This is a genomic window from Tolumonas lignilytica (genome assembly GCF_000527035.1).
GTDB classification, from domain to species: Bacteria; Pseudomonadota; Gammaproteobacteria; order Enterobacterales; family Aeromonadaceae; genus Tolumonas; species Tolumonas lignilytica.
On sequence record NZ_AZUK01000001.1, the window covers coordinates 540,986 to 553,767 of the forward strand.

General features: G+C 48.0%; 11 protein-coding genes. 9 read left to right on the forward strand and 2 right to left on the reverse strand.

Translation table 11 applies throughout. From position 1 onward, the window contains the following. Position 1: 1 nt before the first annotated feature. Positions 2-577, forward strand: coding sequence for a TMEM165/GDT1 family protein (locus tag H027_RS0102540; protein ID WP_024870963.1), 576 nt, complete (start codon positions 2-4; stop codon positions 575-577). Here the strand turns inward: H027_RS0102540 and H027_RS0102545 are convergent. Further along, the gene (locus tag H027_RS0102545) at positions 574-1,407 is read right to left on the reverse strand and encodes a CHAD domain-containing protein (protein ID WP_024870964.1); all 834 of its coding nucleotides are present in this window, start codon (positions 1,405-1,407) and stop codon (positions 574-576) included. The genes H027_RS0102540 and H027_RS0102545 overlap by 4 nt on opposite strands. A 285-nt stretch (positions 1,408-1,692) precedes the next feature. Here H027_RS0102545 and H027_RS0102550 point away from each other — a divergent pair, with 285 nt between their 5' ends. Then, entirely contained in the window at positions 1,693-3,582 is a 1,890-nt protein-coding gene (locus tag H027_RS0102550; protein WP_024870965.1) for a PTS fructose transporter subunit IIABC, read from the forward strand. A gap of 103 nt (positions 3,583-3,685) precedes the next feature. Here the strand turns inward: H027_RS0102550 and amrS are convergent, their stop codons facing one another. Then, the gene (amrS, locus tag H027_RS0102555) at positions 3,686-4,762 is read right to left on the reverse strand and encodes an AmmeMemoRadiSam system radical SAM enzyme (protein WP_024870966.1); all 1,077 of its coding nucleotides are present in this window, start codon (positions 4,760-4,762) and stop codon (positions 3,686-3,688) included. Positions 4,763-4,818: 56 nt separating this feature from the next. Here amrS and amrB point away from each other — a divergent pair, with 56 nt between their 5' ends. The 7 genes from amrB to H027_RS0102590 all read left to right on the forward strand — a co-directional run bounded on the left by amrB (position 4,819) and on the right by H027_RS0102590 (position 12,777). Continuing rightward, positions 4,819-5,595, forward strand: a complete 777-nt coding sequence (gene amrB / locus H027_RS0102560) for an AmmeMemoRadiSam system protein B (protein WP_024870967.1) — start codon at positions 4,819-4,821, stop codon at positions 5,593-5,595. Next, positions 5,573-6,160 (forward strand): AmmeMemoRadiSam system protein A, encoded by a 588-nt coding sequence (amrA, locus tag H027_RS17405; protein WP_024870968.1) that lies wholly within the window; start codon positions 5,573-5,575, stop codon positions 6,158-6,160. The genes amrB and amrA overlap by 23 nt, the downstream gene beginning before the upstream one ends. Positions 6,161-6,230: 70 nt before the next feature. After that, entirely contained in the window at positions 6,231-6,734 is a 504-nt protein-coding gene (locus H027_RS0102570; protein WP_024870969.1) for a chemotaxis protein CheW, read from the forward strand. Next, complete coding sequence (locus tag H027_RS18240) at positions 6,727-8,139, forward strand: CheR family methyltransferase (RefSeq protein WP_024870970.1); 1,413 nt, start codon at positions 6,727-6,729, stop codon at positions 8,137-8,139. Before H027_RS0102570 ends, H027_RS18240 begins: the two co-directional genes overlap by 8 nt. Before the next feature lie 3 nt (positions 8,140-8,142). Further along, positions 8,143-8,673 carry a chemotaxis protein CheW gene (locus H027_RS0102580; protein ID WP_024870971.1) on the forward strand — a complete coding sequence of 177 codons (531 nt, stop codon included), beginning with the start codon at positions 8,143-8,145 and terminating at the stop codon, positions 8,671-8,673. A gap of 31 nt (positions 8,674-8,704) precedes the next feature. Further along, entirely contained in the window at positions 8,705-10,435 is a 1,731-nt protein-coding gene (locus H027_RS0102585; RefSeq protein WP_024870972.1) for a methyl-accepting chemotaxis protein, read from the forward strand. Continuing rightward, positions 10,435-12,777, forward strand: coding sequence for a hybrid sensor histidine kinase/response regulator (locus H027_RS0102590; protein WP_024870973.1), 2,343 nt, complete (start codon positions 10,435-10,437; stop codon positions 12,775-12,777). Before H027_RS0102585 ends, H027_RS0102590 begins: the two co-directional genes overlap by 1 nt. Positions 12,778-12,782: the final 5 nt, after the last annotated feature.

A 12,782-nucleotide genomic window follows, 5' to 3' on the forward strand; every position in this document is an offset into this window, starting at 1 on the left:
AGTGTCTGCTTTTTTCATTTCAACCGGTATTGTTGCCCTAGCCGAAATCGGTGATAAAACCCAGTTACTCGCTTTTATTCTTGCCGCAAAATTCAAAAAGCCGCTTCCTATTATTCTGGGAATTCTGGTTTCAACCTTAATCAACCATGGTTTTGCCGGTGCCGTAGGCGAATGGTTAAGTCTGATGATTGAACCGAAAACGATGGGGATCGTCCTTGGTATATCATTTATAGCGATGGCCGTGTGGACGCTGATCCCGGATAAATTTGACGAAAAAGATGCCAAGCTGGCGCACTTCGGTGTTTTTACTACCACCATCATTGCTTTCTTTCTGGCTGAAATGGGTGATAAAACCCAAATTGCTACCATTGCGCTGGCGGCAAAATACCATGCGTTGTTGCCTGTAGTAGCAGGAACAACCTGCGGCATGATGCTGGCCAATGTTCCCGCTGTGTTATTAGGCCATAAAATCGCACACAAGATGCCGATTAAATTAGTACATGGTATTGCGGCAGTACTGTTTGCGATCTTGGGATGCATGACGTTGCTGGCGCTGTTAAAACCGGGGCTGTTTTAACTATTCCAGGTCATTTTAATCTGCTGCAACAAGTTGGCAGCCTCATACAAGGTATGTCGTTGCCACTTGTCCAGTGTTTCCTGCCATTCGACGGGTAATGGAATACGCTGATCTGAGGGGGTTGCCAGCAGATAATAATCATGTAACAGCCCCAATCTCTGCTGTAGTTGGATCAACAAGGGTAATCGTCCTGCCTGGTGGGATGTCAGCACAGCAGAGAACCCTTCACACCAGTATCTGAGTTTTTTGACTAACAGACGTAATGCATGCCACTCGTCTATCGGTGAAGTCAGCTGAACGTTTTCTGCTGCCATCGTCAGTTGTCTTTCCAGATTTTTTAATCTTGTTCGTGCAGCCGATTGCAAGATGCATTTTTGTTTATGCCCGATCTGTTTAGTCCACGCCTGAGCGACGTCGGCCAACTGGACCTTTAAATCAACTCGTTGTAATTCACTCTGTAATTTTGTCTGGGACTGCAGTAAATGTTCCGTCAAAAATACAATTTGCTCGGTACCCTTTCCGGTTTCAGCCAATAGTGATTCGGCTAATCTCAAGACCACTTCCAGATCCCGCTCATCCCCGGTTAATTTCGCAATCACTCCAAGCTGTTTTCTATATTTGCTTAATGCTTTATGACAGGCAGAAAGCTGAAGCAAGACACGCATACTCCGTAAACTGACGCGTAAATCATGTAAAGCCTCCGGTTCATCCGGATCAGTCAAATGCATTAATGCCTGTGAAGCCCACTCTGACAGCTCACAGAAGTGATGCGATAACTTCTGAGCGAAAGAATTGATATGTACTTTTTTTTTCTTATTTCGCTTTTTCATTATGATCTGAAGGTAATAAGCATCGTGGTACTTAAAGTATTGTTCAAATCCCCATTCCTAGGGATTAAAAACGCCTTTCTATGGAATGAGAGCTGCATCACAATCCATGCTTTATGTTACAAAAATCCAGTTCATGTGTTTTCTTTCCGATTTTTTACCCGCGCTCATGTTCCGATAATGACTTCGCTTAATGGGGAACAGCAACCACAGAACATGGATGTCTCTGCGTTGCATAATTCAGAAATATTGGCGACGAATAGTCACCAGCAATTATTGGAAATCACTATGATTACTAACCTCATCAATGAAAAACTGATATGCCTCGATTTGCAGGCAACCAGTAAGGACGCCGTATTTCGTGAAATGATCGAATTGTTGGCCGCCCAAGGTAAAGTGCAGGACAAATTGCAATTCCTGCAAGATGTGCAAGCTCGCGAAGCCATTGGTAATACAGGCTTTGAGGAAGGCATCGCCCTGCCTCACGCCAAAAGTTCCGCGGTCATTGAACCTGCTGTTGTAATTGGTATTAGCCGGAAAGGCATCGAATATGGTGCTGAAGATGGTAAGCCATCTAAACTGTTTTTTATGATTGCTTCTCCTGCCGGAGGTGCGGATCATCATATTAATGTGCTCGCCGAACTCTCATCCAAATTAATTGAACCAGGCTTTTTTAATGCCATTATGGCGGCTAAATCCAGCCGTGATGCACTTGCATTATTAACGGCCAAAGCAGCGCCGGTCGCGGTTTCTGCTGAAAATAAAGGCTTCCTCATTGGTGTTACTGGTTGCCCTGCCGGTATCGCGCATACCTATTTGGCGGCTGAAGCATTAGAAAAAGCAGCCAAAGAATTAGGTTACAAAATTAAAGTTGAAACCAATGGTTCCATCGGGGTTAAAAACGCACCTACCGCAGAAGAAATAGCTCAGGCCGATGCGATTATTGTCGGCTGCGATAAACAGGTGGATATGCATCGGTTTGCAGGGAAAAAAGTTGTCAAAACCGGTGTTAAAGCGCCAATCAAAGATGCCAAGGGGTTGATTAAACAAGCCTTAGCGGCCGTTCCCTATAAACCAGAGGGCAATGCCATGTCGGCAGAAGGTTCTAAATCTACTCAAGCGCGTTCCGATCTCTACCGCTTTTTGATGAATGGTGTCTCTCACATGATTCCATTTGTTGTCACTGGTGGTTTGTTAATTGCGCTATCACTCGCAATTGGTGGCAATCCAACATCAGGTGGAATGGTGATCCCGCAAGGTAGTATGTGGAATTCAGTTCTGAATGTCGGTGTCGTCGCGTTCAAACTGATGATCCCAATCCTGGCCGGTTATATCGCCTATGCCATTGGTGATCGTCCGGCACTGGCACCGGGTTTTATCGGTGGCTGGATTGCGAATGATGGTTCGTTCTATGGTGCAACTGCCGGTACGGGGTTCATTGGTGCTATCGTCGCCGGGTTATTGGTCGGTTATGTCGTGCGCTGGATTGCCACCCGTGACTACAACAAGATGATCCGTCCTCTGGTGCCCATTTTAATTGCACCACTGTTTGGTACGTTATTTATCGCGGCCTTGTTTATCTTCATCATCGGCGCCCCCATTGCCAGTCTGATGAGTGGTCTGAACACCATGCTGGTTTCCATGAGTGGCGGCAGTCTGGTTCTGCTCGGCATCGTCATTGGCGGTATGGCTGGCTTTGATATGGGCGGCCCGGTGAACAAAGTGGCGTTCCTGTTCTCTGTCGGCATGATCGCATCAGGTCAGACCCAATTTATGGGAGCAATGGCGTGCGCCATTCCGGTTGCGCCATTGGGAATGGGCTTAGCCACCTTTTTGGGTCGTAACATGGATCTGTTCGATGAAGATGAAATCGAAGCCGGTAAAGCGGCTGGTGCGATGGGTCTTGTCGGTATTTCTGAAGGAGCCATTCCATTTGCAGCGCAAGATCCGTTGGCTGTGATCCCCGCTAACATGCTGGGTAGCATCGTGGCCGCCGTCATGGCCTTTGTATTCGGTGTGACCAACTCTGTTGCCCATGGTGGTCCGATTGTGGCGCTGCTGGGTGCCATGAATAAACCGCTGTTGGCGCTGGCTGCAATGGTTGCCGGTGCTCTCACAACCGCTATCGTGGCAATCACCATGAAAAAAATCAAAGCGGCAAGAGTCGCGATTGCTTAAACATCCTGAAAATTAAGGTATAACTAAATTGGTCTGGCAGCCCCCCTGTCAGGCCAATTTCTTATAGAAGTAGAAGCCAACAACCACACAGTTCATACAATGGTTATTTAATTTCAACCGGTAATCGTCTCGGCCCCCATGTTCCCGGCTGATTTTCAAAGACACCGGGAATTTGAGTGCCACAATGCTGGCAATGGCCGTCATGCAACGCCCATTTACCCAGCCGGTAATAATCCCGTTCTATGAGTAATTTGCCACAGGAAGGACACCAGGTACTGCCATCCGCCACATCGTGAACATTGCCGACATACACATAATTAAGACCATGCGCTTTGGCGATTTTACGCGCCTGCAACAGGGTTGTCAGAGGTGTCGGCGGTTTATCCAGCATGTGAAAATCAGGGTGAAAAGCCGTAAAGTGCAAAGGGACATCCGGCCCGAGTTCATCCGCGATCCACTGACACATGGCTTCTAATTCTGCGACAGAATCATTCTCTCCGGGGATCAGCAACGTGGTGATCTCAAACCAAACCGGTGTTTCGTGTTTGAGATAACGCAACGTATCCAATACCGGTGCTAAATGTCCGCCACAAATTTTGTGATAAAACGACTCACTAAACCCCTTTAAATCTACATTCGCGGCATCCATTGCAGCAAAAAACTCACGCCTTGGTTCCGGATTAATATATCCCGCCGTGACAGCTATCGTTTTGATATCCCGAGCGTGACAGGCCGCTGCGACATCAATGGCATACTCCATAAAAATAACGGGGTCGTTATAGGTAAAGGCAACCGAACGACTGCCTGTTTGCTCGGCCATTTTGGCTAATTGCTCTGGGGAGGCCGAAGCACTCAGCGTTTCCATGTGGCGTGATTTACTGATATCCCAATTCTGACAAAAGGCACAAGTCAGATTGCACCCCGCCGTCCCAAACGACAGTACGGGCGTGCCCGGCAGGAAATGATGTAGCGGTTTTTTTTCTATCGGATCGATACAAAATCCGCTGGAACGACCATAGCTGGTCAACACAATTTCGCCACCTTGCGCCATACGAACATAGCAAACGCCCCGCTTCCCATCGCGTAACTCACACTCTCGCGGACAGAGCGTACAAACCACATGATCATTATCTAAATGGCGCCAGTAGCAGGTCGAAACCGTATTGTCTGAATTATCCATACAACCTCCAGGGTGACACTATAATTGTAGATGACATCTATCACACTGGAGATGGTATGCAGGTTATCCATCAACCCGCCGTTGCAGATATGTTTTATCCCGCAGACCCAGACACGCTTCAAAGCTGGCTGCAACATCATCTGCCGTCGGAACAAAAAAGTAATCGCGCTCCGCGTATGCTGATCCTCCCGCATGCCGGTTATCGCTTTTCTGGCGAGATTGCTGCACAAGGCTACAAGCTGTTGCAGCCGGGAGAATTTAAGCGGGTCGTGATCATGTGTCCGGCACACCGTGTCTATGTTCGTGGAATTGCCGTACCAACCAGATGGGATGCTGAAGCGACCCCGCTCGGCAAAATTCCACTGGATAAAGAAGCCCTGCAGTTACTGCTGACCCAGCCCGGTTTTATCGCAGCCACGGAAGCGCATCAACAGGAACATGCAATTGAGGTGCAGCTCCCGTTTTTACAATATCAGCTTGGTGAGTTTCAGCTCATTCCGCTCGTTGTCGGCGATTGTCCGCCGGAAACTGTCTGCCGCGCATTGGATCTGCTCATGAATGACGACACGCTGGCCATTGTCAGTACAGATCTGAGTCATTACCTCACTCAGGATCTTGCCCGGCAATATGACGATGCCACCATCCAGCAGATCTTGCAGTTCAATGGTTCACTGAGAGGTGATCAGGCCTGCGGCAGTTACGCCCTGAACGGTGCTTTACGCTGGGCACAACAGCAACAGCTGGATATCACACTGCTGGCGAAATGTACCTCGGGGGACACATCATCAGACAAACAACGGGTGGTGGGATATGCCGCTTTTGCCCTCTATTGAATTATCCGAACGCCAAGCCATGTTAAGCCTAGCGCGACAGCATATTTTGTCGCACTGGATACCCAATGCAGATACGCCGGTTACATTACCCAGTGGAAATCTCAAATTGGGTTGTTTTGTCACGCTGCATCGTCATGGCGAGCTAAGGGGGTGTATTGGGACACTGGAGCAGGACATGCCTTTGCAGCAAGCCATCCCCTACTTTGCCAGTGCAGCCGCATTCCAAGACCCCCGATTTTCGCCTTTAACTGCCGAAGAACTACCGAAGTGCACAATTAGTATTTCACTCTTAAGTGAGCGAGAACCGCTTCCGGCCACCAGCAGAGAAGCCTTATTAGCAGCATTGGTGCCGTTTAGTGACGGATTATGGTTAAGCGACGGCTATCATCGCGCCACTTTTTTACCGGCTGTCTGGCGTCAACTGCCTGATAAAGAGGCGTTCCTGCATCATCTGTTGTTAAAGGGCGGATGGTCTGCACAGGGGTGGCCTTCCCATATGCAAGCATGGCGTTATCATAGCCTTGAATTTTCTGAACCTGATGGTGAACTGGTCAGCGAAAGCTGATAAAGATGATTGTTTAGCAAGCACTAAATTTGTAATAATGAAGAATTAGGATCTGTTTTCATCGCTTGCTGTGTATCAAGAAAAGGAGTTTCTTCTGGAGTCTGCAGTTACGCCACTGTTTGTCTTTCGTCTGGATAACCACCTCTATGCATTGCCACTAGCCGATGTTGAGCGAGTTACACGATCTGCAGCCATAACCCCTGTCGCACAATCTTCACCTGTGCTACAGGGTGTTGTTAATGTGCAGGGCGAATTATTGCCAGTTGTGAACACCCGACGCTTATTGTCTTTGCCAGAACGAGATCTGGACATCGACGATATCTTTATTCTGACCAGAAATAACGAACAACGCGTCATCTTGATTGCCGATGCGGTACATCAGGTCATTCAGGCAAATTCAGCAGATATTCTTGTGGCAAGCAGCCTCTTAGGTCGTCATTCTCCCTGGCAAGGGCTTCTGGCGCTGGAAGATGGCATGGTCATGATTCAGGATCTGCCTTCGTGTCTGCGCTATTTTGAGCAACAACCACAGGCTGATTTAACATTAGCAATGGATGGCGCTCAGCATGGATAGCCGGCTTCTGATAGATAGTCTGCTTCTGGATGACATTTACCAAGTCAGGGATTTTATATCTCAGCATTATGGCATTCATCACGGCAGAGACCGACTTCCTGATCTGGATCGGAAATTAAATCAGATCACGCAACAGTTAGGTTACCAACAACGAAGCCTGCTGTGCGGTAATTTGCTCTCCGGTAAGCTTTCTGCCTCTGAGCTACAACTCTTCATTGAAGCATTGACGGTGGGTGAAACCTACTTCTTTCGCGAACCTGATGCGCTTGATGCACTGATTAATACGATTATTCCCGTTATCCGGCAACAACAAGGCCGAAAACTGAAGATCTGGAGCGCAGGGTGTGCCTCTGGTGAAGAACCTTATTCCTTAGCCATGACATTGGATGCACAGTTACCTGATGCCGAGCATTGGGATATCTCTATTCTTGCTACCGACATCAATCAGCAATCATTGCAAAAGGCCATTCAAGGAAATTATAAAACCTGGTCTTTCCGGGCCACCCCCACCCACTATAAACAGCGCTATTTTGATCAGCAAAGCGATGGCTCGTTTCAACTGCATAGCCACATTCGCAATATGGTGCAGTTCAATCCGCTTAATTTGGCACAGCAGGATTATCCGTCACCAAGTAATGGTACTCATCAGGTCGATGTTCTGTTCTGCCGCAATGTGTTGATGTATTTCTCGGCTGAAACGATTCGTGAAATTGTCAGCCGTTTCTCCCGCGCACTAACTCCTGGAGGGTGGTTAGTCGTCAGCCAGACCGAGTGTTCACACTACTTCCAACCGGAATTTGAAACCATTCAATGCGGTAATGCCTTTCTATTTCGCAAAAAAGACGTCAGGCATCCCCGAAAAATGAGCTTGATACCCGATAATCCGGCCTTCACTCCCCCGGCACACTATCTCATTCAACCTCAGGGTCACTCTGATGCGTGGTCTTTTCCGGTAAAACCTGATTTATACCCTGCAATCAATCAGCTGATTCCACAGAAAAAACAGATCTCCAGCGCCGAACATCTGGTGCTCGCCCAAGAGCTGGCTAATCAGGGCCTGCTTGACGAAGCTCATGAACACTGTGTGACTTATCTGTCTCAACATAAGTTGGATACGCAAGCCCATTATCTGCATGCGATGATCCTCCAGGAACTGGACAAACCCAATGAAGCCAGAGAAGCATTGCGCAGAGTGCTATACCTTCAGCCAGATATGATCATGGCGATTTATACTCTGGGCAATCTGGAAAAGCAGCAAGGACACGCACGTGAAGCCTTACGACATTTCGATAATGCACTTCGCTTCCTGACTATGCACGAGAATGATGACCTGTTACCTCATTCCGAAGGACTTTCAGTCGGGCAATTAAGAGAACTCCTGATACAACTACGAATGGAAGCCTAAGCCATGAAACTCTCTGCAGAGCAAAAACAGCAGATTTTATTGGAACGGGCAAAGCAGCTGGCCGTGCGCCCGCCCGCCTCGCAGGATGATATTCGTTGTATCGATATCACCTGTTTCAGATTACAAAATGAGAATTATGCGTTTGAATCACGCTATATTCGCGAAATAGTGCCCGTTAATCATGTGACGCCACTGCCCTGTGTGCCTGATTTTGTCGCTGGCATTATGAATTTGCGTGGCCGCATCCTATCGTTGCTGCATTTGGATAAAATATTAGGCTTAATGTCAGCCACGCCGAACCCTAAACATCAGGTCATTATTCTCAGTAATGGCACGATGGAATTTGGGCTGTTAGTTGAAGAAATTCTGGGTGTTGCAGAGATACCTTTAGACAAAATTCAGGATCAACTGGCAACATTAAGCGAACAGGCTCAACGCTATCTGCGCGGTATTACACCCGACCGCCAAATATTACTTGATGCACATTTACTGCTGTCTGATCCGACATTGTGTGTTAACGAAGACATTCATTAATAGAGAATAAACAATAAAAGAGGTATTGCCCATGAAATGGACTATTGGCAAAAAACTGGCATTACTTGGCTGCCTGATGTTGGCTGCATTCGGGATCATGGGCGTCGTGACTTACAACAATATCGGCCGAGTCATTGAAAACTCAGCAGCCCTGTCTCGAACCTTTAGCGTTATTGATGCAAACAATGCTATTGCCCCGAGCCTCTTCTCTGCGGAATCGGCACAACGCTCTTACTTACTCAGTGGCAGTGCGGCTTACCTGCAGCTTTATCGTGAATCAGTCGAAAAAACCCGCGCCAATTTTAATCATCTGAAAGAGCTGACCACCAATGCCGACTCTGTTCGGTTGGTGAATTCACTGGAAGAGATGCTGAACTCACGTCTGAACAGTCTGGATATGGGTATCAGCATGTATGACCGCCAAATGCTGGATGAATATAACAAACTCATCAAAGATGGTGTCGGCATCGAGTTAATGAAAAAGGTTTCTCAAAATAGAGACGAGCTGGAAGCTTTAGAACGTAAACAGGCACAACAACGTTCAGATGAATTAATGGCCAGTAATCAATATGCCCAGGCATTCATTCTGTGGGGAACCTTACTGACGATTGTCATTATGGCCAGTGCCGCATTCTATCTGGTGCGCAGTATCAGCAATCCATTGCATGAACTGACAAACGTTGCGAATCGGATATCTAAAGGCGATCTGTCTCAGCGCCCAACCATGGCTGCCAGCCGAAGCGATGAGATCGGCATCTTATTTGGCGCTTTTGGTGAGATGAATGATTACCTGCAACGCATGTCCAACGTGGCCCGAGCACTCGCTGAAAACAATCTACGTGTTAATACCACACCGCTTTCAGATAACGATGCATTAGGGCTCTCTTTTGCCGCGATGACCTCCAATCTGCGTCGCATGATTGCTGAAGTACAAGACGCCGCCAAACAGATCAGTGGCTCATCATCTCAGATCGCCGCCTTAACTTCGCAACTGGCTGCCAGCTCAACCGAAACTGCCGCCGCCGTAAGCGAAACATCCACTACATTAGAAGAGATTAAGGTTACCGCCAATCAGGTAAATCAAAAATCAGCGTTTGTCTCTGAATCCGCCCGTAGCACCGCCCAAATGACTCAGAACGGGCAGAAAAGTGTCAACGAAACGATCACAGGCATGAACAAAATTCGTGAACAGATGAATTTCATCGCGGAAAGTATCGTCCGCCTCAGCGAACAAAGTATGGCCATCGGCGAAATCATCACGTCGGTAGGCGACTTAGCCAGCCAGTCCAATCTGTTGGCGGTTAATGCCTCCATTGAAGCCGCCAAAGCCGGTGAGCACGGTAAAGGGTTTGCCGTGGTTGCTCAGGAAGTACGTAGTTTGGCTGAACAATCTAAGGAATCAACAGAACAAATCCGCCGGATTCTGAACGATATTCAGAAGGCAATCAGCTCGGCAGTCATGGCCACAGAGCAAGGTGGAAAAACCGTGGAAGTCAGTGTTCTACAATCAGCCGAAACCGATAATGCCATTCAGGTGATCGGACAAGGCGCTGGTGGCACGGTACAAGCAGCCGCCCAGATCTTGGCTTCGACGAATGAACAGGTAGCAGGTCTGAACCAGGTCGCCATTGCGATGGATAACATCCGCAGTGCCAGTGACCAGATCGTCATCAGCATGCGGCAAGCCGAAGATGCCACCAGTTCACTGAATCAGATGAGTGGCAAACTCTGGAGCCTGATCGAACGCTTTAAGGTGAATTGATGGATAGTCTGGATAACGAGCTGAGGATCCGACTACTCGAAACGTTTCTAGTGGAGGCGAGTGAACATGTGGTTGCGATCAACCATGCACTCACCGCCCTGGAACAGGTTCAATCACCGGCAGAACAGCTTGAGATCATCTATCGTTGCGCCCACAGTCTGAAAGGCGGAGCTCGGATCGTCAATTTGCAATTGATTGAATATCTGTGCCAATCGCTGGAAAGCCTGCTTGCCCGCTTGCGGCAAAACCCTGGTACTCTGGATCCGGTTGTATTTCATTTACTACATGAATCAGTTGATACCATTGAGGCCATCCTAAGTAGCGGGACACCAGAGTCGCCACCTATCGCCATCAAGAGCACCACTCTGAAATTGCGTCAGCAACTTGATGCCACCTCCTTGATTGAACAGGCCCCACCCGTCATCGAAGCGATGACACACTCGAGCGGGCACGATGCCACACAGACCAAAGTTTCTACACAGGCCAAAACTGACACAGCCGAACCAGTGCAGAGCCAGACCGTTCATCCAGAACAGGAAACTGTCACCAGCGTAGCCGCAAAGGAAGACCTTGTATCACCTACGTCCGAGAAGCCAAATGTAGCGCCATCCAACAAGAAAATAAAAAAGCAGTATCAACAGGATACGGTCCGCATTCCGGCTTCTCGTCTGGACAATTTATTAGTCCAGTCGGAAGAGATGCTGGCATTAAAACTGGCACTCCGACAACAGATTTTGGGGCTGAAAACCCTTCAGGAAAATCTGAACCAACTTCGCCGGGAACACACCAGCAAAACCGAACTGACTAAGGATCATATCCAACAACTTGATCGCGCGCTGATTGGGTTTGGTAAACAAGTGCAAACCCTGAAACAACACAGTGAAGAAGGGTTCCGCCAAGCTAACGGCATGATTGAACATTTGATCATGGATGCCAAATCATTGCTGATGTTTCCATTTTCTTATGTCACGGAAGGTTTTGCGCGTTCTGTTCGCGACATCGCGCGTGAGCAAAACAAAGAGGTCTCATTCCTGCTGAGTGGTGAGACGTTGGAATTAGATCGCCGGATCTTGCAGGAACTCAAAGACCCGCTTGTTCATTTATTGCGCAACAGTATCGACCACGGCGTAGAAACCGCCATTGAACGCAGCCAACAGGGTAAATCCCCACAGGCCACCATTTCACTGACAGTCGGCTATACCGATAATGGCAAAGCGGAAATCATTCTGTCTGATGATGGTCGCGGCTTGAACTTCCAACAAATTCGGGAAGCGGCACTCGAAAAAGGATTCATCACGCCGGAACAAAATAGCCAAATGGATGACCCGTCATTAGTGCCATTGCTCTTCCGCTCGGGTTTCTCATCACGACGTGAAGTCAGCCATTTGTCTGGGCGCGGCTTAGGGCTTGCTATTGTACAAGAGAAAGTAGAAAAACTCGGCGGCACTATTGATGTTCACTCTCAGCCAGGAAAAAGCACCACCTTCCGACTGATCCTCCCCTTATCACTAGCATCGTTTCGTGGAATACAAATTCGCTTGGGTGAATCTCTTTTTGCGGTTCCCACTCTGAATGTCATCCGGGTATTGCGCATTCCGATACATGAGGTGCATACGGTTGAAGGCCATGAAACACTGCAACTGGACGATCGTATCATTCCGATTGTAGCCATGTCCGGCATCTTAGGAGTATCGTCTGATCCGTACAATATGCACGATTATCGCATGTTGTTGTTGCTGGGTAATGAGCTTGAACAAATCGCGTTTGCAGTAGACGAAATCATTGGTGAAGATGACCTACTCTTAAAACCACTCGGGCCACAGTTAATTCGTGTTCGTAATATTGCCGGCGCGACCCTATTGGGAAATGGTAATGTATTACCTATCCTCAATGTCCGGGACTTGCTGAAATCAGCGCAAGGCGGACATGCGCAACCCATCAAGAGAAATGAGACTCCGCTTGGTAAAACTGAGCCCACTCGTCATCGTATTTTGGTGGTTGATGACTCGATTACCTCGCGTACGTTGCTTAAAAACGTGCTCGAATCTTATGGTTATGAGGTCAAAACTGCCTGCGACGGAACGGATGCGCTGACACTGCTACAAACCGAAAACTTTGATTTAGTGAGTTCCGACGTTGAAATGCCACAAATGGATGGCTTTGAATTAACTGCACACTTACGCGCCGATGAACGTTTCGCTCGTTTACCTATTGTGCTGGTAACCAGTCTGGAATCACAAGATGATCGTCAACGGGGCGTGGAAGTGGGCGCGGATGCTTATATTGTTAAATCCAGTTTCGATCAGAGCAATTTACTGGAAATAATCCGTAAATTCATATAATTACC

What these genes read in the sequence shown, in the direction of transcription:
- H027_RS0102545 (WP_024870964.1), bottom strand. Translation starts at nt 1,407, where the DNA reads ATGAAAAAGCGAAATAAGAAAAAAAAAGTACATATCAATTCTTTCGCT.
- H027_RS0102550 (WP_024870965.1), top strand. Translation starts at nt 1,693, where the DNA reads ATGATTACTAACCTCATCAATGAAAAACTGATATGCCTCGATTTGCAG.
- amrS (WP_024870966.1), bottom strand. Translation starts at nt 4,762, where the DNA reads ATGGATAATTCAGACAATACGGTTTCGACCTGCTACTGGCGCCATTTA.
- amrB (WP_024870967.1), top strand. Translation starts at nt 4,819, where the DNA reads ATGCAGGTTATCCATCAACCCGCCGTTGCAGATATGTTTTATCCCGCA.
- amrA (WP_024870968.1), top strand. Translation starts at nt 5,573, where the DNA reads ATGCCGCTTTTGCCCTCTATTGAATTATCCGAACGCCAAGCCATGTTA.
- H027_RS18240 (WP_024870970.1), top strand. Translation starts at nt 6,727, where the DNA reads ATGGATAGCCGGCTTCTGATAGATAGTCTGCTTCTGGATGACATTTAC.
- H027_RS0102580 (WP_024870971.1), top strand. Translation starts at nt 8,143, where the DNA reads ATGAAACTCTCTGCAGAGCAAAAACAGCAGATTTTATTGGAACGGGCA.
- H027_RS0102585 (WP_024870972.1), top strand. Translation starts at nt 8,705, where the DNA reads ATGAAATGGACTATTGGCAAAAAACTGGCATTACTTGGCTGCCTGATG.
- H027_RS0102590 (WP_024870973.1), top strand. Translation starts at nt 10,435, where the DNA reads ATGGATAGTCTGGATAACGAGCTGAGGATCCGACTACTCGAAACGTTT.